The 19,122-nt window shown below is 70.4% G+C and carries 22 protein-coding genes; 11 read left to right on the plus strand and 11 right to left on the minus strand.

All coding sequences use genetic code 11. The features are described 5' to 3' along the window. Positions 1–262: 262 nt before the first annotated feature. Positions 263–994, plus strand: coding sequence for a leucine-rich repeat domain-containing protein (locus tag ACIRYZ_RS38505; RefSeq protein ID WP_402953215.1), 732 nt, complete (start codon positions 263–265; stop codon positions 992–994). A 259-nt stretch (positions 995–1,253) separates the two neighbouring features. After that, positions 1,254–2,543 carry a threonine--tRNA ligase gene (gene thrS / locus ACIRYZ_RS38510; RefSeq protein WP_402953216.1) on the plus strand — a complete coding sequence of 430 codons (1,290 nt, stop codon included), beginning with the start codon at positions 1,254–1,256 and terminating at the stop codon, positions 2,541–2,543. Between the two features lie 166 nt (positions 2,544–2,709). Here the strand turns inward: thrS and ACIRYZ_RS38515 are convergent, their stop codons facing one another. Next, entirely contained in the window at positions 2,710–3,120 is a 411-nt protein-coding gene (locus tag ACIRYZ_RS38515; protein WP_402953218.1) for a VOC family protein, read from the minus strand. A 107-nt stretch (positions 3,121–3,227) separates the two neighbouring features. Between ACIRYZ_RS38515 and ACIRYZ_RS38520 the strand changes: the two genes are divergently transcribed. Beyond that, the gene (locus tag ACIRYZ_RS38520) at positions 3,228–3,704 is read left to right on the plus strand and encodes a MarR family winged helix-turn-helix transcriptional regulator (protein ID WP_402953220.1); all 477 of its coding nucleotides are present in this window, start codon (positions 3,228–3,230) and stop codon (positions 3,702–3,704) included. 2 nt (positions 3,705–3,706) lie between these two features. Here ACIRYZ_RS38520 and ACIRYZ_RS38525 read toward each other — a convergent pair whose 3' ends face one another. Further along, positions 3,707–4,333, minus strand: a complete 627-nt coding sequence (locus tag ACIRYZ_RS38525; RefSeq protein WP_402953222.1) for a C40 family peptidase — start codon at positions 4,331–4,333, stop codon at positions 3,707–3,709. Between the two features lie 250 nt (positions 4,334–4,583). On the opposite strand from ACIRYZ_RS38525, the gene ACIRYZ_RS38530 reads away from it, so the two are divergent. The 3 genes from ACIRYZ_RS38530 to ACIRYZ_RS38540 all read left to right on the plus strand — a co-directional run bounded on the left by ACIRYZ_RS38530 (position 4,584) and on the right by ACIRYZ_RS38540 (position 7,363). Beyond that, positions 4,584–4,988 carry a RidA family protein gene (locus ACIRYZ_RS38530; protein WP_393038921.1) on the plus strand — a complete coding sequence of 135 codons (405 nt, stop codon included), beginning with the start codon at positions 4,584–4,586 and terminating at the stop codon, positions 4,986–4,988. Positions 4,989–5,343: 355 nt separating this feature from the next. Beyond that, complete coding sequence (locus ACIRYZ_RS38535) at positions 5,344–6,069, plus strand: ScbR family autoregulator-binding transcription factor (RefSeq protein ID WP_402953224.1); 726 nt, start codon at positions 5,344–5,346, stop codon at positions 6,067–6,069. 502 nt (positions 6,070–6,571) lie between these two features. Further along, complete coding sequence (locus ACIRYZ_RS38540; protein ID WP_402953226.1) at positions 6,572–7,363, plus strand: putative protein N(5)-glutamine methyltransferase; 792 nt, start codon at positions 6,572–6,574, stop codon at positions 7,361–7,363. Positions 7,364–7,489: 126 nt separating this feature from the next. On the opposite strand, the gene ACIRYZ_RS38545 is transcribed toward ACIRYZ_RS38540, so the two are convergent. The 3 genes from ACIRYZ_RS38545 to ACIRYZ_RS38555 form a co-directional block, all read right to left on the minus strand. Beyond that, a complete protein-coding gene (locus ACIRYZ_RS38545; protein ID WP_402953228.1) occupies positions 7,490–7,918 on the minus strand; it encodes a PPOX class F420-dependent oxidoreductase in 429 nt (142 codons plus the stop codon). A 599-nt stretch (positions 7,919–8,517) separates the two neighbouring features. Next, positions 8,518–9,141 carry a DUF4360 domain-containing protein gene (locus ACIRYZ_RS38550; protein ID WP_402953230.1) on the minus strand — a complete coding sequence of 208 codons (624 nt, stop codon included), beginning with the start codon at positions 9,139–9,141 and terminating at the stop codon, positions 8,518–8,520. Positions 9,142–9,490: 349 nt separating this feature from the next. After that, positions 9,491–9,955, minus strand: coding sequence for a hypothetical protein (locus ACIRYZ_RS38555; protein WP_402953231.1), 465 nt, complete (start codon positions 9,953–9,955; stop codon positions 9,491–9,493). A gap of 126 nt (positions 9,956–10,081) precedes the next feature. On the opposite strand from ACIRYZ_RS38555, the gene ACIRYZ_RS38560 reads away from it, so the two are divergent. Continuing rightward, entirely contained in the window at positions 10,082–10,858 is a 777-nt protein-coding gene (locus ACIRYZ_RS38560) for a hypothetical protein (protein WP_402953233.1), read from the plus strand. 74 nt (positions 10,859–10,932) lie between these two features. On the opposite strand, the gene ACIRYZ_RS38565 is transcribed toward ACIRYZ_RS38560, so the two are convergent. Beyond that, a complete protein-coding gene (locus ACIRYZ_RS38565; RefSeq protein WP_402953234.1) occupies positions 10,933–11,064 on the minus strand; it encodes a hypothetical protein in 132 nt (43 codons plus the stop codon). Next, positions 11,061–11,189, minus strand: coding sequence for a hypothetical protein (locus ACIRYZ_RS38570; protein ID WP_402953235.1), 129 nt, complete (start codon positions 11,187–11,189; stop codon positions 11,061–11,063). Before ACIRYZ_RS38570 ends, ACIRYZ_RS38565 begins: the two co-directional genes overlap by 4 nt. A gap of 266 nt (positions 11,190–11,455) precedes the next feature. On the opposite strand from ACIRYZ_RS38570, the gene ACIRYZ_RS38575 reads away from it, so the two are divergent. Then, the gene (locus ACIRYZ_RS38575; protein ID WP_402953289.1) at positions 11,456–12,268 is read left to right on the plus strand and encodes a class I SAM-dependent methyltransferase; all 813 of its coding nucleotides are present in this window, start codon (positions 11,456–11,458) and stop codon (positions 12,266–12,268) included. Positions 12,269–12,368: 100 nt separating this feature from the next. Here the strand turns inward: ACIRYZ_RS38575 and ACIRYZ_RS38580 are convergent, their stop codons facing one another. Next, positions 12,369–12,962: a TetR/AcrR family transcriptional regulator gene (locus tag ACIRYZ_RS38580; protein ID WP_402953237.1), complete on the minus strand. Its 594-nt coding sequence runs from the start codon at positions 12,960–12,962 to the stop codon at positions 12,369–12,371. Between the two features lie 167 nt (positions 12,963–13,129). Between ACIRYZ_RS38580 and ACIRYZ_RS38585 the strand changes: the two genes are divergently transcribed. After that, positions 13,130–14,077 (plus strand): alpha/beta hydrolase family protein, encoded by a 948-nt coding sequence (locus ACIRYZ_RS38585; protein WP_402953239.1) that lies wholly within the window; start codon positions 13,130–13,132, stop codon positions 14,075–14,077. Positions 14,078–14,707: 630 nt separating this feature from the next. Here ACIRYZ_RS38585 and ACIRYZ_RS38590 read toward each other — a convergent pair. The 3 genes from ACIRYZ_RS38590 to ACIRYZ_RS38600 form a co-directional block, all read right to left on the minus strand. Next, positions 14,708–15,535, minus strand: a complete 828-nt coding sequence (locus ACIRYZ_RS38590; RefSeq protein ID WP_402953240.1) for a beta-propeller fold lactonase family protein — start codon at positions 15,533–15,535, stop codon at positions 14,708–14,710. Positions 15,536–15,862: 327 nt separating this feature from the next. Further along, complete coding sequence (locus ACIRYZ_RS38595) at positions 15,863–16,192, minus strand: hypothetical protein (RefSeq protein ID WP_402953242.1); 330 nt, start codon at positions 16,190–16,192, stop codon at positions 15,863–15,865. Between the two features lie 290 nt (positions 16,193–16,482). Continuing rightward, positions 16,483–17,274 carry an alpha/beta fold hydrolase gene (locus ACIRYZ_RS38600; RefSeq protein ID WP_402953244.1) on the minus strand — a complete coding sequence of 264 codons (792 nt, stop codon included), beginning with the start codon at positions 17,272–17,274 and terminating at the stop codon, positions 16,483–16,485. A gap of 115 nt (positions 17,275–17,389) precedes the next feature. Here ACIRYZ_RS38600 and ACIRYZ_RS38605 point away from each other — a divergent pair, with 115 nt between their 5' ends. Together ACIRYZ_RS38605 and ACIRYZ_RS38610 are read left to right on the plus strand one after the other, a co-directional pair. After that, positions 17,390–17,833 carry a MarR family winged helix-turn-helix transcriptional regulator gene (locus tag ACIRYZ_RS38605; protein WP_402953245.1) on the plus strand — a complete coding sequence of 148 codons (444 nt, stop codon included), beginning with the start codon at positions 17,390–17,392 and terminating at the stop codon, positions 17,831–17,833. 80 nt (positions 17,834–17,913) lie between these two features. Continuing rightward, positions 17,914–18,981, plus strand: coding sequence for a zinc-binding dehydrogenase (locus tag ACIRYZ_RS38610; RefSeq protein ID WP_402953247.1), 1,068 nt, complete (start codon positions 17,914–17,916; stop codon positions 18,979–18,981). Positions 18,982–19,122 lie beyond the last annotated feature (141 nt).

Genomic DNA, 19,122 nt, shown 5'->3' on the forward strand with positions numbered 1-19,122 from the left:
GCCCCGACGAACCCCCTCCGCTGGACCTGCGGACGCCCTCCGGTCGTCGGCTGCACTACTGAGTGGCGCGCATCCGCTCCTCGATCCGTCGGCGAGCTGTCCGACGGTGCCGGCGGCATCCTCGGCCGGCAGCTCGGACTGGGCCGGGGCTGCCCGGCGCCACCGAGGAGGCCCGCGGTACGCTCGCCGAGTTCCCGGAGGACCTCCTCCACCGCTTTGTGGACGGGCTGTTCCACCCCGCATCGACCCGAGGGGCGCAGGAATGACGGACGTGACGCTCAACCTCTGGAAGCAGCCGCTCGGCGAAGTGCCGCCGGAGCTGTGGGACCGCACCGAGCTGACCGTGCTCATCCTCGCCGAGACCGGGATCGCCGAACTACCGCCCGGCATCGGCCGGTTGGCCCGGCTGCGCACCCTCGACCTCGGGCACAACCGACTGGCCGAGGTGCCCGCCGAACTGGGCGGACTCGCCGCGCTCGGGGACTTCCTCTACCTGCACGACAACGCGCTGACCGCCCTGCCGGAGGCGCTCGGGCAGCTCACCGCGCTGCGCTACCTCAACGTCGGCGAGAACCGGCTCACCGAACTGCCCTCCACCATCGGCGAGATGGCGGCCCTGGTCGAACTGCGCGCCCAGCGGAACCGGCTCACCGCCCTGCCGGAGTCGATCGGCGGTCTCGGCGTGTTGCGTGAACTCTGGCTGCGTGGAAACGAGTTGACCGCGCTGCCGGACTCCGTCGCCCGGCTCGCCGAACTGCGGGAGCTGGAACTGCGGGAGAACGCCTTCGCCGAGCTTCCGGCCGCGCTGGCCGGGCTGCCGCGGCTGCGCCGGCTGGACCTGCGCGGCAACCGGATCGCCGAACTGCCGGACTGGCTGGCCGATCCGACCGCGCTGCCCGCGCTGGAGAAGCTCGACCTGCGGTGGAACGAGGTACGGCCGCCGGCCCGACTGCTGGACGCGCTCGCCGCGCGCGGGTGCGTGGTGCTGCTCTGAGGCCGGTTCCGGTGCGGAGGGGTACGGGCGGGGAGCCGACGGGGAACCGGCGGAGAAGTGCGGCGGGGAAAAGATCAACAAGACCGCCGCAGGCCTGCTACCGTGGACGACATGAAGCGCGCTGCACTCGCCACGACGACGCCGGAGAGAGTCCCGGCGCGCTGACTGCTGACCTAGTCCGAAGCCCCGGGGCGAGTGCCCCGGGGCTTCGTCGTCTCCGGATCCACTCGCCCGCGGAACCAGAGTGGAGACGACCCCCATGAACAACCAGTCCCCGAACAGCCAGCCCCTGCACGACCAGCCGAAGCACGACCAGCCGAAGCACGACCACCGCAAGCTCGGTCGCGAACTCGACCTGTTCGACACCGACCCGCTGATGGGCTCCGGCCTGCCGTACTGGCTGCCCGACGGCGCCGCGATCCGGCACACCCTGGAGGAGTTCATCCGCGGCCGCGAGCGCCGGGCCGGCTACCGCCACGTGTACTCCCCGGTGCTCGGCAAGCGGGAGCTGTACGAGATCTCCGGACACTGGGACCACTACCGCGAGGACATGTTCCCACCCATGGAACTCGGCTCGGAGGAGATGGTGCTGCGCCCGAGCCTCTGCCCGCACCACGCGCTGATCTTCCGCTCCCGTCCCCACAGCTACCGGGAACTCCCGCTGCGGATGGCCGAGTTGGGCGGCATGTACCGCTCCGAGCTGTCCGGTGTGCTCGGCGGGCTGACCAGGGTCCGGGCGATCCAGCTGAACGACGCGCACGTCTTCTGCACCCCCGAGCAGGCCGCCGACGAGGCCGTCGCCGCACTGGAGTTGATCCGCGAGGCGCACCGCGCGCTCGGCATCGTGCCGGTCCGCTACCGGCTCTCGCTGCCCGGCGAGGGCGGCAAGTACGTTGCCGACCCGGCCCTCTGGAAGCGTGCCACCGCGCTGCTGACCGATGTGCTGGAGCGCTCCGGGGTGCCGTTCGAGGCGGCGGAGGGCGAGGCCGCGTTCTACGGTCCCAAGATCGACGTGCAGATCGCCGACGGCGCCGGGCGCGAGTTCACCCTCTCCACCGTCCAGATCGACTTCCACCAGCCCGAGCGCTTCAACCTGCACTACATCGGCCCGGACGGCGCCAAGCACCGCCCGGTGATGGTGCACCGCAGCGTGATCGGCAGCGTCGAGCGGGTGGTCGCCCACTTGATCGAGCTCTACGGCGGGGCGTTCCCGGCCTGGCTCGCGCCGGCCCAGGTCGTACTGCTGCCGATCTCCGACGCCGAAGTCCCGCAGGCCGAGCGGCTGCGGCAGCGCTGCCTGGACCTCGGACTGCGCGCCGAGATCGCCGGACCGGAGCACGGCAGCCTCGGCGCCCGGATCCGCGAGGCCCGGCTGGTGCCGTACCAGGCGGTGATCGGGGCCAAGGAGGCGGTGGACGACCGGGTCGCGCTGCGGCTGCGGGACGGTCGCCGACTGGAGCCGATGGCGGCCGAGGAGGCCTGGGCGCGGATCGGCGCGCTGGTCGCCGGGTGCAGTGCCGAGCTGTGGGAGAAGGAGTCCGCCGGGTGAACCGGCGGCATGCGTACGAGTAGTGCGGTGCGCGGGGTGTCGGCGGCACCGTGGGCGGCGGCCGTCCGTCGAATGGGTGCGGCGGCCGAGGTCCGCGGCCGCCGCCGGCCTCTCGCGGCTGAGCGATTCGAGGGCGGAGGTTCAGGGGCTGCCCGGCCCCCGGCCGTCAGTAGGACTGCAGCTCGATCAGGTGACCCTCCGGGTCGCGCAGATGGGCGCTGCGCAGGTTCGGGCCCCACTCCGGGCGGTCGGTGGCCGGGGCGGCGAGGGTTCCGCCGTGGTCGAGGCAGTGGGCGAGGGCCTTGTCCACGTCGTCGACCCGGAAGACCAGCATCGCGGAATCCTGGGCGGGTGCGGCGGGGCGGGCGGGCAGGTCGGTGGTGCCGAGGGTGGCGGCCATCGCGGAGCGGTCGAAGAGCACCAGGACGGCCTGGTCCTCGACGTCCCAGTTGGCGTACGGGCCCTCGGGCGTGCCCTTGATGAGGGTGGCGCCGGCGAGCTCGGGCAGGACCGCGCGGTAGAAGTCGAAGCACTCGGCGAAGCGGGTGACGAGCAGGCGGGGGTACAGGGCGTCCACGGCAGGAACTCCTGGGGTCGGAATGTGCGGGGCGATGAGGTGGTTCAAGTGGCGGGGCAAATTAGTGGGTCGAGACCCACTATAGGTACGGACCCTAGAATGCCGCCATGGCCTCCGATGACCCCACCCCGTCCGGCGGGCTGCCACCGACCCTGCTGGACCTCAGTACCTTCCTGCTCGCCCGGATCGGCCGGACCGCGCGCGGTCGGCTCGCCGAGCAGCTGGCCGAACGCGATCTGCGGCTCTGGGACTTGGCGGTGCTCGCCGCGCTGGCCGACTTCGGGCCGCAGGCGCAGCGGGACCTGGTGCAGCGGCTGGGCATCGACCCGAGCGACCTGGCGAAGGTCGTCGACCAGCTCGGTGCGGCCGGGCACGTCGAGCGCACCCGGGACCAGCGGGACCGGCGACGGGTCTCGGTGTCGGTCACCCCGGCCGGGCGGGCGCTGCTGGCCGAGCTGGCGGGGCAGGCACGGGCGGTGCAGGACGAACTGCTGGCGCCGTTGGGCGCGGGGGAGCGGCGGACACTGCGGGAGCTACTGCTGCGGGTGCACCACGGGCTGGAGGAGCGGCGCGGCGTCCTCTGACCTCAGGCGCTCGGTGGCCCCGGACGGCGGGCGCCGGCGAACTCGCCCGCCCAGCGCGGGACGTCGAGGACGTGCTCGACCCGGGCGATCAGCGTGCCGGTGCGCTCGGCGTGGATCATCGCGCCGTCGCCCGCGTAGATGCCGACGTGGTGCAGGGGCGCGTCGGGGCGGGAGAAGAACAGCAGGTCGCCGGGGGCCAGGTCGTCGCGCTCGACGGGTGCGCCGAGGTGGAACTGGGCGACGGTGTAGTGCCCGAGCTCGACGGTGCCGTGGCTGGCCCGGTACCAGCAGTAGAGGGACAGTCCGCTGCAGTCGAAGCCGATCGTGGTCTCGCCCAGACACTTGCCGTTGAGGTAGCCGTTCGCGTCGTCGCAGAAGCCGAGGCTCGGGCCCAGCCGGTCGCCGCCGCCCCAGGCGTACGGGACGCCGATCTGGGCCTCGGCCACGGCGGCGACCCGTTGGCCGAGGGCGGCGACGGGCTCGGACGGCGGTGCGGCCTGGGCGGCATGGGCCGCTGCTTCGGCCGTCGGGGTGAGGGCCGGGACGAGACCCGCTCCGAGGGCGAGGCCGAGCATCCGGCGCCGTCCGACTCCGGAGGCCTGGTCGCGGTTGGGCGGTTGGGACTCCATCGGTCGACTCCCCGGTGCTGCTGCGGTGTTGGTTTGGTGTGGTCGTCCGTGTGGGCGGGTGCGGCGGGGCGCACGTCGGACGGGCACCAGGATCGCGGTCCGGCGGGCCCGGGCGCCATCACCCGCAACGGTGAATCGTGAGCACAGGGGCCCTGGCGCCGCTGGGAGTTCGCCGTAAATGCGTTTGACCACCGTTTGTGAGGGGCCAACGATGAGCGCGAACGTTCGGCCACAACCATCGGAGGAACCCGTGAACAGCGCCGTCAAGCTGGTCCGTAACACGCGCCTGACCCCGGCCGTCGACTACGCCTACGCGGCGGCGGTCGACGCCCCGGCCCGCTCGCTGTGGCTGGCCGGGGCCTGCCCGCTGGACGAGGAGGGGCGTACGGTCGCCGTCGGCGACTACGAGGGGCAGGCCCACCAGGTGATGCGCAATCTGATAACCGTGCTGGAGGACACGGGTGCGGGGCTCTCCGACATCGCGCGGACCACCGTGTACGTGGCCTCCAGTGACCGGGCGGACCTGGTGAAGGTGTGGAACGTGTACCGGGAGTACATGGGGGAGCACGACGCCCCCAGCACGCTGCTCGGCGTCGCGGTGCTCGGCTACACCGACCAGCTGGTCGAGGTGGAGGCGGTGGCCGTGCTGCCGTGACGTGCCCCGGGGCGCCCGGGTTCAGGAGCGTGCGAGCAGGGCGACCAGCTGAGGCTCGATCCAGACGCGGAACACCCACTCTTGGAGGGGGAGTCGACTGAAAGAAACCGATCGTCCGGTTTCAAGGTGGAGATGGAGGGTGGAGGGAGGGCCCGCCGTCGGATCAGTGGCAGGCTCCGCATCGGCCCGTGCTGCCGGGATCTGACAGGTCGTGGGGAGAAATGGACAGGTGGGTGGGGGAAGAGGGGAGGTTGAGTCGATTCGCCGTCGTCGTCTTGTCGCCCGTGGGTCGCCCGCAGCTAAGATACGGGGTGTTTGGTTTTGTTTTGCGGGAGCTCAGGGCGGGGTGGTTGCGGTGGTGCGGCAGGAGCGTGCGCTTCGGACGCGTCGGCTGATCCTGGAGGCCGCGGCGTCGGTCTTCGACGAGTTCGGCTACGAGGGTGCCACCATCGGGGAGGTGGTCTCCCGGGCGGGCGTGACGCGGGGCGCGGTGTACTTCCATTTCGCCTCGAAGCGGGATCTCGCGCAAGGCGTCGTGGCGGAGCAGTTCGCCCAGGACGGTGTGCCCGAACGGAGCTGCAAGCTCCAGGAGTTCGTCGACACCGGGATGGTGGTCGCGCACCTGATGCCGCGTGACCCGCTGCTCAGCGCGGGCGCCCGGCTCTCGCTCGGCCAGGACGTGTTCGACGACATCGGCGGCGGCGCGATCCCCGGCTGGATCAGCCAGATGGAGAGGCTGTTGGTCGCTGCCAGTGAGCGCGGCGAGCTGCTCCCGCACGTCGTGCCGGCCGACACCGCGTGGCTGATCACCGCCGCCTGGACGGGCGTGCAGATCCAGTCGCAGAAGCTCTCCGGTCGCGCCGACCTGGAGCAGCGGATGTCCGGGCTGTTCCAGCACCTGATGCCGAGCGTCGCGGTGCCCGGAGTGCTCGGCTCGCTGCGAATGAGCCCGGACCGTGGCGCCCAGGTGGTCGCCGAGGTCGCCGCGGTCCGCGCGGCGGCGGAGGAGGGCGGCGAGGAGCCGGCGGAGCGCCAGGCCGGGGCCGCCGAGGCGGTCGCGAACGGAGTCGGGGTGGGCTGACCGGTTCGGTCCGAGGGGTCTGCGGCCCGACGGAAGTATCCCCGCGAAATAGGCAGTCGTGACGATCGGGATCGGTAGGAGAAGGGCGAACGCCGTCAGCGGGAGCGCGAAGACGGCGGCGCCCACGGCGACGCAGACCAGGGGGTGGCGTACGGGCAGCCGGGAGGCTCCGAGCGGGTCAAGGCGGAGGAGCTCGGTGCGCTGATCACCACGAGGGAGGAATTCGTGGCCCTGGTGGCCGACTTCCTCGGCTGAGTTGGTCCAGGGCGGTGGGAAAGGCTTGATCGCCGACGGCGTCGGTGCGGTAGGGTGGCGGACGCAGAATACGACCGCGACGCAGGGAGGTGAGACCCATTACCGGTATGTCCGAGCGGGTGCTCCCGGAGCGCGGCCGTGCGGGCGGCCCACGCGCGTAGCGCGGGTGCGCCGACGCGGCGTCGGCCCTGGCGGGAGCCCTGACGGAGTCCTCCGTTCTCCTCCTGTCCTGCCCAAGGGGTTCCCTTTGCCGGTCTTCTCCTCCGCCGCTCTCCGTTCCTCGGTCGTCTCCCGGCTGCGCGCCGCCGGTTGCGTGTTCGCCGAGGACGAGGCGCGGATCCTGCTCACCGCCGCCGCCACACCCGCCGATCTGGCCGCCATGGTCCGCGCCCGCGCGGAGGGGCGGCCGCTCGAACACGTCGTCGGCTGGGCCGAGTTCGCCGGTCTGCGGATCGCCGTCGACCCCGGCGTCTTCGTCCCGCGTCGACGCAGCGAGTTCCTGGCCGCCGCTGCCGCCCGACTCACCGGCCCCGGCGCGCTGGTGGTCGACCTGTGCTGCGGCAGCGGCGCACTCGGCGCCGCCGTCACGGCCACCGCCGGACACCCCGTCGAGCTGTACGCCGCCGACCTGGACCCGGCCGCCGTCCGGTGCGCCCGGCGCAACCTGGCCGGAACGGGCGCCCGAATCTTCGAGGGCGACCTGTTCGCCGCCCTGCCCGACGCGGTGCGCGGGCGGGTGGGGGTACTGATCGCCAACGTCCCGTACGTACCGACCGGCGACCTCGAACTGCTGCCGCCCGAGGCCCGGTTGCACGAGGCCCGGCCCGCGCTGGACGGCGGGGCCGACGGACTGGACGTGCTGCGCCGGGTGGCCGCCGAGGCACCGGGGTGGCTGGCGGCGGGCGGCTCGCTGCTGTTCGAGACCAGCGAGCGGCAGGCGGCGGGCGCACTGGCGGTGGCGCTGGCGGCGGGCCTGACGGCGGTGGTGAGCCGGGACGAGGAACTGGACGCGACGGTGGTCACCGCGACCCGACCGTGAACGACGAACGTCCCGGCCACCGCACCCCCGTGCCGGTGGCCGGGACGGGCCGGCATGCCTCGCTCCGCGGACACTGCGGTCGCAGAGCCCGCGTGCTCAGGCCCTGCCCTCTCAGGCCATGTGTTCTCAGATCCTGGTCCCGTACACGTGGTCGACCGGGATGGTGAGCAGCACCCGGCGGTCGGAGACCATCGCCTCGCGGTACTCCGCCCAGTCGGGGTGCTCCCCGGCGGCCCGGCGGTAGTAGTCGACCAGCGCCTCGACTTCGGGCCCGTGCGGGTCGGTGCCCGGCCCGGTGAGGGTGGCGACGCCCTCGGCGGTGACCCAGGACCGCCCGTCCGGTCCGGTCGCCTCCAGGCTGACCCGTGCGTCCCGGCGCAGGTTCGCCGTCTTGGCCAGCCCCTCCCGGGTGGAGATCAGGATGACGTTCGCCTCGCGGTCGTAGTAGGGCATGACGGGGGAGAGCTGGGGGCGGCCGTCCGCCTTGATGGTGGCGAGGATGCCGAGCCGGCTCTGCGCGAGGAGCGCGTACGGGTCGTAAGCAGTGGTGGTCATGAGGGCATCATCGGGCTTCACACGGTGTGAAGGTCAAGGCGCGACAGGCGTGTTGCGCGGCGGGGACGATCGGAGCGAAACGGCGGGGATCTGTGCGATCCGCCGATGGCGGCGGGCGCAGCGGGTTGGGGTCGGGAGGCGACAAGGAGTGATGATTCGTCACCGAGTGCGGGGGCGTTTACGGGGACGGTGCGCACCCGTAAGCCGCTGCGTGCGCCCGTGAGTCGTTGGATGCAAGGAGTTTGACGATCCGTCATGTCGGCGTCGCACATGCGGAAGGACGGGGTGGGTGAGGTGGAGGGGCCGGAGCTCATCCACCTCGCCGCCGAAGCGAGGGTTGGCTCGGCGAGGTCGAAGGACTCCGGATCGGCCTCGCCGGCGTCAATGACAAGCCCGCCCAGATCGACCGTCGGTCACGCCGCGCTGTTGACCTCGGAGTCCCATCCCAGCGAACCCCTCAAGAGACCAGGACCGCCAGTTCGGAGAATCCGCCGGCGCACTCTCCTCCAGTGATCACCGCACAGTGTTGCCACCGATTGCGAGACCCGTTGACCTGGACGCCCCCGCCGATCGCAGCGTCAGGAGATCACGGAAGGAGATCACCGCCGACACTTCTTCCAGGCCAGGTTGTACACGGTTTTGATACTGCCGTCGGTCGAATCCATCTCCAGGAAGCTGGTGGAGCTCGGGCTTGAGGTGCCGGGATCGACCCGCAGTTCGGTGTTGATGTTGAGGGTGCGTTCCTCCCCGCAGGGGGCGAAGACCCGGGCGGCGACGTCCACGGTGTCGGTCGTCTGCCAGTTGCCGGTGAACCCGCCCTTGAAGTGATGGGTCGATCTGGTGGGGCGGGCGTTGCCCAGGAAGTGGTAGCTGGCCCGCTCGGTCCCGGACGCACCCGGCGCCAGAGACGCGAAGCCGCTGTAGCTGGCGGACACGATCGCGTAGGTGTAGCCACCGGGGACGTGCACCAGCAGTTTGAGCTGACAGTCCTTCCGGTTATCGGTCGGCGCCGAGCCGGGCCCCACCTGGGCTAGGTAGTTACTGTAGGTGACGGTGAAGGCGGTGTTGTCAGGGGACACGGCCACGGAGGCCGTCCCCGTCGGGCAGCCGGAACCATTGGCCGTCACGCTGTCGATGACGATCCGTTCCGGCGGCGGGGTCGGGTTGCCGCCGAAGGCGGACGGGCCGAGCAATGATGTGGCGACACCAGCCGCGGCCAGCATGCGGAGCACCATGGGCTTCCCTTCAATCGTTCACGGATCCAGGGCGGGCGTCGCTTTCCGAGCTCGACCTCCGGATTTCACGTGGGCATCGCACCACACGTTGCGTGCCTGCGCACAGAAGGTGACGATCCAGTCACTCGAACAGCCTTCAAGATGGAGACCGCGTCCGACAGGCCGTTGGAGGGAACGCGCCGATCGACCTGGCTGCCCACTGCCCCAAGCGGGTCAGGCTGACGGAGGACTGAACTGTGACGCCGGAGGAGTACGAACGCTGGCACATCCGCACGTGTTCACGCTGCACCCTGGCCGACCGGCTTGCCGGCCTCGTGGGCGATGGCACCGGCCAGGTTCACCCGTCGGCGAGCGTCTGGGAAATCGGGATGTGCCACATCCCGTTGAAGCATGCCGGCGTCCGACGTCCGGCGTCAGCAGAAATTCGACCGTTGCAGTTGGTCTGCTTGTCAAGCGACGTAATGGTTCCGCGGGCCCGGACCTTACTTCCGTCTACCGCGACGACAGGTCCACCACTTTCCCCGTTGATAGAAGCGATATCGTTCGGGTCCGTGTGAACGACCTGGTCAGTGAACTTGCGCCAGACGCCATTAGGGCCTTGAATCTGCCGGTCGACCTGAAGGCCGCGCAGGCCGCAGTGCGCCCGGGCCATGTAATTATCGCTGTACCAGGCATCCCAGTTCTGTTCATCCTGTCCTGCGGTGATGCGGTCGACGACCTCCGGCTTGGCGGCTCCTCGCATTGTGGCCGCGCTGGTGCCACCGGCCGACGGCTTCTTCTTGGGTGCTTGGCTGGGCTGCACCGGAGCCGTAGTGGGTGCGTTACCCCCCGATATGGCGATGGCCGGCCTAACAAGTACCGTTTCCCGGTCCGCTTGACTTCGCACACGGCGTGCCGCAAGCATGGCCGTGACCGCCGGGGAGGGCCCGTGACGCAAAGTACCGTCCGCCAGACGTCGAAGCGCGGACGACGGAATCGCTTGACGGCCATAGCTGCCATAACCGTTCTCGGTGGCGGGTTCGCCATCAACACATGGATCAACCGGGGCCCGGAAACCAAGGTCTACGAAGGCCCCGTGGCCGGCTACCCACTGCTGGTCAGCTCCGACGGCCGGGCCCTGATACTCAGCATCGGCTGGGGCTGCGAGAAGCAACCCGAGCTCGTGGTACGCGAGTCCGCCAACGCGGTGAAGGTCTCCCTGCGGCACACAGTCCCCCCGGGGTTCTGCGACCCGGGCGGCATCGGACAGATCACCACCCACCTGAACAAGCCGCTCGGGACCAGGGCGCTGAACGACGCCGCAGGCAAGCCCGTCATCCACTTCGACGAGCGCAACCTCCTCCGGCCCGCGTTCCTGCCGGAGAACTACTACCCCGCCCCAGCAGGCAAGATGGTCTACCTGTCCGGTGTGGCCCCACTGTCGACCGACACCCCCGCCTGGGCCATCGGGTATACGCTGGGCACGGAGCCCGACGTACACGGGTACCTGATCATCAGTCAGACCCTCGGGAGCAGCACGCCACCGGACGGCCGGGTCGCCACAGTCAAGGGTCACCCCGCGACCATCACGCAACCGGACCCCAACGGCGGTCCCCGTTCGCTGACGTGGTCGGACGGGACCTATACCTTTATCGTCGCCACCGGCGCCCCACCACGGCTCTCGGACGCGGAACTCATCCACGTCGCCGAGAGCCTCGGCGGCTGACACTACAAGGACGACGTCCGGTGGGGTCGTTCACCGAACTGGCCTCACCAATACCGCAGTTGCGCTTGCACTGGTCAGAACGAAACGACTTCGTCGAGGCGGGTGATCCGGGCAACCTCCACCGTGCCGGCCTCCCCCGGATCCAGGGCCTGCCAGGTCCGGCCGACGGTGCCGGCGGTCGGAGCCTTCTTGGCGATGACGGTCACCAGGTCGCCGGGCTGCGGAAGTCGGCGCGGACAGCCGCGGACAGCGGGGTGACGAGCCGTACCAGGATGTGTTGGCCGCCGGCCGCCGTCAGCGCCGGGATATCCCGCCCGGACCAGGAACCCATCGCCACCGCGGTGCACCCCTCTGCCCAGCCCGAACCTCCAAGCCGGGGCAGCAAGCAACCAAGGCTGGCGAATTCAGATCGGCAGCAACCTCACTCGCGCCGGTGAAGATTGCCAATGGCATCCTTCGTGTGGTGGTCGTAGGCGGTCAGTGTGCGCATGACTGGCTGGCCGAGTATGAACCTGGCTCCCCTCATCGGGCTCCGTGGGATCGATCATCTAGGCTGGCGTGGTGACTGATGATCAGGAGCGGGCGCAGCCGTCGGGAGTGTGGGCCACGGCGGTGGGGGTGGCCAGGGTGCGGGCGCTGGAGACCGAGCGGGAGAACGCGCTGTTCCGCGACCCACTGGCACAGGCCTTCGCCACCGCCGGCGGCCTGTGGCCCTCCTCACCGCCGCCCGATGACGAGGCCGCGCGACGCCGCCGGCTGGCCGTGTCGTTCTCCATCGTCATCAGGACGAAGTTCCTCGACGACCTGTTGCAGCAGGCCTCCGCGTCCGGGGTCCGGCAGGTCGTGCTGCTCGGCGCCGGCATGGACAGCCGGGCCTTCCGGATGGACTGGCCCGAGGGCACCCGGCTGTTCGAGGTCGACACCGCCGCGCCACTGGACTTCAAGGCTTCGGTGCTGCGCCAGGAGCGGGCCGTCGCGCGCTGCGAGCGGATCACCGTCGCGGTGGATCTGCGGGAGGACTGGCCGGCCGCGCTGGCCGCCGCAGGGCACGACCCGGCCGTGCCGACCGTGTGGATCGCCGAAGGACTACTGATCTATCTGCCCGAGGACGCGGTGGAACTGCTGATGGCCCGGATCAGCGCGCAGTCGGCGGCAGGCAGTCGGATGGGGCTGACATTGGGCTCGCGCGGCGTGATCGAGCGCTTCGGCGCGGACGCCGCGCCGGGATCGGCGGCGTCCATGTGGGTCTCGGAGATGCCCTACGATCCGGTGGGCTGGCTGGCCGGGCACGGCTGGGAGGCCGACAGCCACACCCTGCGCGAGTGCGCTGCCGCCTACGGCCGCCCGATCAGCACCCCGCCGCAGCGCGAGGAGCGGCCCGGCGCACTGGTCTCGGCGGTCCGCCGGTAGAGCGCTGCGCGCTCGTGTCGGACGATTGCGGTGGCGGGGACCTGTCCACCCCGCACCCCGCGAACACCTGACCGCGCCTGGCGAACGGTTGCCGCCGAGGTCACGCCGACCGCGGACGCTGCAGTCCGTACAGAAGTAGTTCGATCAGGCGCCGGGGATCGTACTGCGGGTCACCGCCTCCGATGCACAGGTTGCCGATGCCGCGCATCAGTTCGTAGGCCTGGGTGCCCGCCCTGATCTCGCCTGCCTCGACCGCGGCGTCGAGCAACCGCGCGCAGACCGGCAGCAGGCGGTCGAGGAAGTAGCCGTGCAGCGCGGCGAAGCCGCTGCTGTCCGACTGCATCGCGTCGGCCAGTCCGTGCTTGGTGACCAGGAAGTCGACGAAAAGGTCGATCCACTGGCGCAGTGCGGTGAACGGGGAGTCGGCGCCGGCCAGCAGCTTCGGGCCCGCCTGCGCGCACTCCTCGATCTGCTGGCGGTAGACGGCCGTGATGAGATCGGCCCGGGTCGGGAAGTGCCGGTAGATCGTTCCCGTGCCGACACCCGCCTTGGCCGCGATCTGGCGGATCGGCGCGTCGACGCCGGAAGCCACGAACACCTCGGCGGCGGCCGCGAGCAGCGCCTGCTGATTGCGCAGCGCGTCGGCCCGCTTGCTCCGGGTCGACGGCTTCCCCGTGGGGCTCTCGCTGGACACGGCTCTCCCTCCGAATACTCATTGACAAAGCGGAACGATGTTCCGGATAGTAAGTGGGACAGCGTTCCGCTTCAGGTTAGCCGAAGCGGGACGCGGCTGACCATTGCCTGCCGTCACTCGGCCCGGGCCGGATGACGGCACTCACCGCAGAAGGAGAACCGCTCATCATGAGCGCATCCACCCACACCGCGCCTGTCCCCGTCCTGTCGTACAGCCCGGTGGTCCTGCCCGTGCCCGGACGTCCTGTGGAGCTCCAGATACGCGTCTCCGCGCCCGAGTACGGAACCGGCCTTCCCGTCATCCTGCTCTCCCACGGTCACGGCCCCTCGAGCAACCTCTCCTCGCTGAACGGCTACGCGCCGCTCGCCAACTCCTGGGCGGCACAAGGATTCGTCGTCCTCCAGCCCACCCACCTCACGTCCCGAACACTGAGCCACCTGGTCGCCGACGCCCCCGGCGCACCGGACTTCTGGCGCTCCCGCGCCGAGGACATGTCCCACATCCTCGACCGGCTCGACGTGATCGAACGCACCGTGCCGCAGCTCGCGGGACGGATCGACCGCACCAAGATCGCCCTCGCCGGGCACTCGCTCGGCGGCTTCACGGCTGCCCTCCTGCTGGGCGCCGGACTCAACGACCCCGACACCGGAAGCGTGGTGCACCTGGTCGAGCCGCGGATCAAGGCGGGCGTACTGCTCGCCGCGCCCGGCAGGGGTGGCGACGCCCTCAACGGGCCCATGGCCGAGCAGTGGCCGATCATCGGAGCCGTCGACTTCTCCACCATGACCGCTCCTGCTCTGGTCGTCGCAGGTGACAAGGACGACTCCCGGCACTTCACCGACATGGGGCCGGACTGGCACGCCGACCCCTACACCCTTTCCCCCGGCCCCAAGTCCCTGCTCACCCTGTTCGAGGCGGAGCACGGACTCGGCGGGATCGCCGGATACGACGCCGCCGAGACCACGGACGAGAACCCCGAACGGGTCGCCGCCGTCGGGCGACTCACCGCCGCGTACCTCCGCAGCCGGCTCCACCCCGGCGACACGGCCTGGCAGACCGCATGTGAGGCGCTGGCAACCGACCCCGATCCGGTCGGACGAGTCGAAGCCAAGTAGGCACCCAGGCGCACGGCATCGGAGGGTCTCGCTGAACGGCGGTCGATCGCTTCGGCAAGCATGACCGCCCCGGCAAAACGGACATTGCGCGTGCGATGGGGCGGTGTTGGGACGTGGGTGTCTCTGGGCTGTCGCAGCCCCGGGAGCCGGGCCGCTGGGAGGCCGGCCGCGCCGGGGCGCGACGTGGCTGCGCTGGCCGGCGGCCCGGTGGTGCTGTGGCGGGCCGCCGTGCCGGGAATGCTAGACCCGCGCGTCGACGGTGACCAGGGCTTTGGCCTGCAATCTTTCGGACGCGACCATGCCATCTGTGGTGGGGGGGGGCCCGGGGGCGGGGGCCCCCCCCCACCGCTGGTCGACGGCTCGGGGCGGCGCGGGCCCTCGGGAACGAAGGCGGCGATCCGTACGGTCGGCGGCCGCGCGGCGAGGTGCTCCGGTTTTCCGAACTCCGCGAACCGGCCGGGTGATTATTCGTCAGACACGTCCTGGCCCGGCGTACATCTCAAGCACCCGGTTTGTCGCAGGTCGGTTCGGTGACATTGCCTGGCTCCGGCTCATGCTTCCCGAGGGGCGAGACCGGTGCACTCGCATCCGGTGCACCCGCATCCGTTCGGCGTCGGCCGTGAGCCGGCGCTACAGCTCGATCACGGTCACGGTGTCCGCGAAGAAGTTGGTGACGTAGAGGCGCGTGCCGTCGGGACTCACCGCCACCCCACGAGGGCCGTCGGCGACCGGGATCGTTCTGGTCACCGTGCGGTCGGTGGTGTCGATCACCGAGACCGAGTCGAAGGGGAAGTGCGCCACGTAGAGCCGGTCCCCTGCGGGGCTCAGGGCCACGCCGTAGGGCCCCTGGCTGACGGGGACCGTGGCGATCACCTTCTCCCCGGCGATGTCGACGATCGACACCGTGTCCGCGAAGTAGTTGGCCGAGTAGAGGAGGTTCTCGTCCGGGGCCACCGCCACACCGGTGGGGAAGGCGATGCCGTGGATCTCGGCGAACTTCGGCTTGGCGAACTGGTCGGTGATCAGCACGGAGTCCTCCAGCGCCAGGGTCAGGTAGACGCGGGCTCCGTCGGGACTCACCGCCACCCCGTAGGGTGCGTGGCCGAAGCCGCTGTGCGTCGGGATGCCGCTGACGAGGTCGATCCGCACCAGCATCTCGGAGTCGGGGGCAGCCACGTGCAGGGCACGCCCGTCCGGGTTGGCAGCCAGGCCGTACGGCCCCTCGACCGCCTGGATCGTTTTGACCACGGCTGCGCGCGCTATGTCGATCACCGAAACGGTGCCGGACTTGAAGTCGGTCGTGTAGACGCGGGTCCCGTCGGGGCTCACCGCTACGCTGTGTGGGCTCTTGCCGGTCGGGATCCGTTTGGCGCCGACGGCGGACACCCGCAGCCCTTTCTCCTGTGCTAGCGCGATCAGCCGGTCCAGCGGCGCGTCAGCGATGTCTGAGGCAACCATGAGGTCTCCCTATGTCGCGGTGACAGAACGTGACGAGGTTGCGCGGCCTCCATACTTCAAGCGTGGGCCGTCGGCAACTCGTCCGCATCTCGGTCACTGGGCACAGACTTCTCAAGGCCTTTGTCGAAACACGTCGATGGTCCCGATGCTTCAGCAGACGGGCCAGGTGTTCAGTCGTGGGCCGTACTGCCCAGCTGATTCGAGCCTGGCTGGCTGAGTCGATGTCACTGATTTCGCTACCGGCTGGGACCGATGGCACCTGCCGACCGGCCCCAGACGCCCCGAGTACGGGGTCCGGGGCCGGTCGGTGCCCCCCTCAGGGCTCGGTCAGCCCTCTTCCCACGAGACGCTGTAGAGCGGGTAGGCGGAGTTCTGGAGCTTGTCGCCGCTGTTGCACCAGGCGTCCGAGATGTTCCCCGCGGTGACCCAGCTGCCGTAGTTGGTGTATGCGGTTCCTGCGTGGGAGCAGTACACGGCCGCCCGGAACACCTCGAAGTTCGGACACATCACCTGCCCCCCGGTGTTCGGCCCCATCACCGACCGGTAGCACGGCGCCTGCGCCGCCGCCGGCCCGGCCAGCGCCAACTGGGCCGCCCCACCCCCGGCAAGCACCATCCCGGCCGCCGCCAGGCCGACGAGACTCCTCCGTATAGCCATCTGCCACTCCCCTGAGCATGAGCTGATGTGGATACTCGCACAACAACAGTGCATCCTGGCTGACGCGTTCGTCAATGTTCTGAGCAACCATCAGGCTTCGCTTCCTGTGCGGAACTTGTCTGCGTCAGATGAGCCTGAGGGCTGTTGCTGATGGCATTCCTGCTCCGCGGCGCCGTGATCTGGATCAAAGACCTCCTGGATCAAAGACCTCCTGGATCAAGGACCTCACCAGGACCACTCCTTGATCACAACCAAATGTGCTCCCTGGCGGATCAGCTCGACGCGTTGGCTCAGGCCTGGCCCTGTGCCTGGCGCTTGTCCACGTACTCGGTGATGATCGAGAAGAACCGCGCCGGGTCCTCGAACGGCAGGCCGTGGCCGCCGGGGACCTGGAGGTAGTCGGCCTGGTGGATGGCGGCGGCCAGTTCGCGTTGATGGTGGGGCGGGATGATCTGATCGTCGGCGCTCGCCAGCACGAGTGTCGGCGCGGTGACCCGGCCCACCGCGTCACGCAGGTCGATTCGGGTGTCGAGTTCTATCTGCCCGAGGATGCGGTCATCGAGCATGGCCGTGAAACCCGCGGCCATTTCGGCGAACTGCGCGTCGTCGAGGGCGCCGAGGAGACCGGGCCCCATCGCGGTGAGGACCAACTGGTGGGCCAGTAGGGCCGGGTCGGTACGCAGCAGGCGCGCCCACAGTTCGAACATGAACGCCTCGCGCGGGCTCGTCCTGACCCATCCGGCGTGCAGGACGAGCGAGGTCACGGCAGCGGGGTGGCGGGCGGCCACGGCCGTGGCGACGACGGAACCCACCGAGTGGCCGACCAGGTGGAACCGTTCCAGTCCGGCGACCTGGGCGGTGGCGACGACCTGGTCCGCGAGTGAGTCCAGGTCGATCGGTGCGCGGTCGACGGGGGTGGTACCGGCGCCGGGCAGGTTCGGGGCGACGACGGTGTACCGGTCGCGCATCGCATCGATGAGGGCTCCCCAGTTCGAGGTCGCGTCAGCGCCGGTGCCGTGGATCAGGACCAGGCCCGGGCCGGACCCGGCGACGACGTGATCAAGCGGTTCACGGCTGGACAAGGGGTGCCTCCATGAGTGAGTGGCTGAGTGATGCGACCAAAGATAACAGAGGTCTGTCATGTATCAGGGCTCTGTCATGAGCCAGAGTGCGAGCTGGTGGCGTACGATCACCTTCATGGAGATGCCGGTCACGGAGCGCCTCGGGCTGCACATCAAGCGGGTTGAGCAGGAGCTGATGGCGGCCAAGCACGCGGCGCTCCGGCCGCTCGGGCTCACGGTTCCGCAGTACGTCGCGCTGTACACGCTCGACGACCAGCCGGGGCTCTCCGCCGCCGCGCTCGCCCGCGCCTGCCTGGTCACCCCGCAGACCATCGCCACCGTGCTCGCCAACCTGGAGGCGAAGGGCCTGATCGCCCGCCAGCCGCACCCCTGGCACCGCAAGGTGGTAGAGGTGCGACTCACCCAGGACGGACGCGGACTGCTCGCGGAGGCCGACGCCAAGGCCGTCGCCATCGAACGACGGATCGCCGACGGATTCAGCTCCGAGGAACGCGCCCTGCTGATCGACCTGCTGGCCCGCGCATCAAGTCAACTGACCGTCGCGCCACAGCAGGACTGACACCGCCGCCGGCCCCCGCTGCCGACGGGCGCGAGGGCGCGGGCTCGGCCGGCCGGCAAACTCAACGAGGGAGACAACCGGTGAAGGCTGCGCTGTTAAAGGAGTTCGGATCCCCGCTGGCCGTCGAGGAGGTGCCGGATCCCGTCCTGGGCACGGGGGAGGTCGTCGTCGACGTGGTGGCGGCGAGGATGCTGCCGTATGCGGGGGAGGTGTTCAGCGGTGAGCGGGGGTACCTGCTGGACCTTCCGGTGGTGCCCGGGAGCGGGGCGATCGGTCGGGTGCGGGCAGTTGGGCCTGATGCCACCCAACTTGCCGTCGGTGACTGGGTGTTCTGCGACCCCACGGTGCGGTCGCGGGATGACGCGCTGGCTCCCGATGTCATCCTGCAGGGGCTGACCGCGCTCAGCGACGGCGGGTTGCGGTTGCAGCGACACTTCCGGAACGGTGCGCTCGCCGAGCAGATGATGATCCCGACCGAGAACGCGATCCCGCTCGGGGCGGTCGACCCGGCGGACGCCGCGAAATGGTGCTCGCTCGGAGTGCTGCTGGTGCCGTACGGCGGACTGCTCGCCGCCAACCTGCAGGCAGGCGAGACGATTCTGGTCAGCGGGGCCACCGGGCACTTCGGCAGCGCGGCCGTTGCGGTGGCGCTGGCGATGGGGGCGGCCTGCGTGGTCGCGCCGGGGCGCAACGAGGCCGCGCTCAAGGAACTGACGAACCGGTTCGGGCCGCGGGTGCGAACGGTCCAGCTGACCGGGGACGAGGAGACGGACCGCGAGCGGATGCGGCAGGCGGCGCCGGGGCCGATCGACTGTGTCCTCGACCTGCTCTCCCCGGTGGCCGGGACGGCGGCGGTGCGGGCGGCGGCCATGACCGTGCGCGACGGTGGCCGCATCGTCCTCATGGGCGGCGTCGGCGGCGATCTGCCGCTGAACTACTCGTGGGTCATGCGCCACAACATCACCGTCCGCGGCCAGTTCATGTACCCGCGCGAGGCGAACGGCCGGCTGATCCAGCTGATCCGGTCCGGACTGCTGGAGCTGGACGCCTTCGACATCACCGAGTTCGCCCTGGCCGACGCCAACGAGGCCGTCGCCCACGCCGCAGCCAACGGCGGTCCGTTCCGTCTGACACTGGTCCGGCCGTAGGCAGTTGAGCCGTCAGCTCCGCAACGAGCATCCCACCGGCTTCCTTCCCGGAGGTCGTGTACCACCCGTAGGACCGGTACGGCGGCGGGCGACCGCCGCGAGGGTACGGCTGCCCGCCGCCCGCCGCCCGCTGGAAGTCTG

Origin of the sequence: Kitasatospora sp. NPDC101155, assembly GCF_044768305.1 — a bacterium.
GTDB lineage: Bacteria > Actinomycetota > Actinomycetes > Streptomycetales > Streptomycetaceae > Kitasatospora.

What these genes read in the sequence shown, in the direction of transcription:
- ACIRYZ_RS38550 (WP_402953230.1), bottom strand. Translation starts at nt 9,141, where the DNA reads ATGCTGGCCGCGGCTGGTGTCGCCACATCATTGCTCGGCCCGTCCGCC.
- ACIRYZ_RS38525 (WP_402953222.1), bottom strand. Translation starts at nt 4,333, where the DNA reads ATGGAGTCCCAACCGCCCAACCGCGACCAGGCCTCCGGAGTCGGACGG.
- ACIRYZ_RS38545 (WP_402953228.1), bottom strand. Translation starts at nt 7,918, where the DNA reads ATGACCACCACTGCTTACGACCCGTACGCGCTCCTCGCGCAGAGCCGG.
- ACIRYZ_RS38595 (WP_402953242.1), bottom strand. Translation starts at nt 16,192, where the DNA reads ATGGCTATACGGAGGAGTCTCGTCGGCCTGGCGGCGGCCGGGATGGTG.
- ACIRYZ_RS38520 (WP_402953220.1), top strand. Translation starts at nt 3,228, where the DNA reads ATGGCCTCCGATGACCCCACCCCGTCCGGCGGGCTGCCACCGACCCTG.
- ACIRYZ_RS38570 (WP_402953235.1), bottom strand. Translation starts at nt 11,189, where the DNA reads ATGGGTTCCTGGTCCGGGCGGGATATCCCGGCGCTGACGGCGGCCGGC.
- ACIRYZ_RS38505 (WP_402953215.1), top strand. Translation starts at nt 263, where the DNA reads ATGACGGACGTGACGCTCAACCTCTGGAAGCAGCCGCTCGGCGAAGTG.
- thrS (WP_402953216.1), top strand. Translation starts at nt 1,254, where the DNA reads ATGAACAACCAGTCCCCGAACAGCCAGCCCCTGCACGACCAGCCGAAG.
- ACIRYZ_RS38590 (WP_402953240.1), bottom strand. Translation starts at nt 15,535, where the DNA reads ATGGTTGCCTCAGACATCGCTGACGCGCCGCTGGACCGGCTGATCGCG.
- ACIRYZ_RS38605 (WP_402953245.1), top strand. Translation starts at nt 17,390, where the DNA reads ATGGAGATGCCGGTCACGGAGCGCCTCGGGCTGCACATCAAGCGGGTT.
- ACIRYZ_RS38585 (WP_402953239.1), top strand. Translation starts at nt 13,130, where the DNA reads ATGAGCGCATCCACCCACACCGCGCCTGTCCCCGTCCTGTCGTACAGC.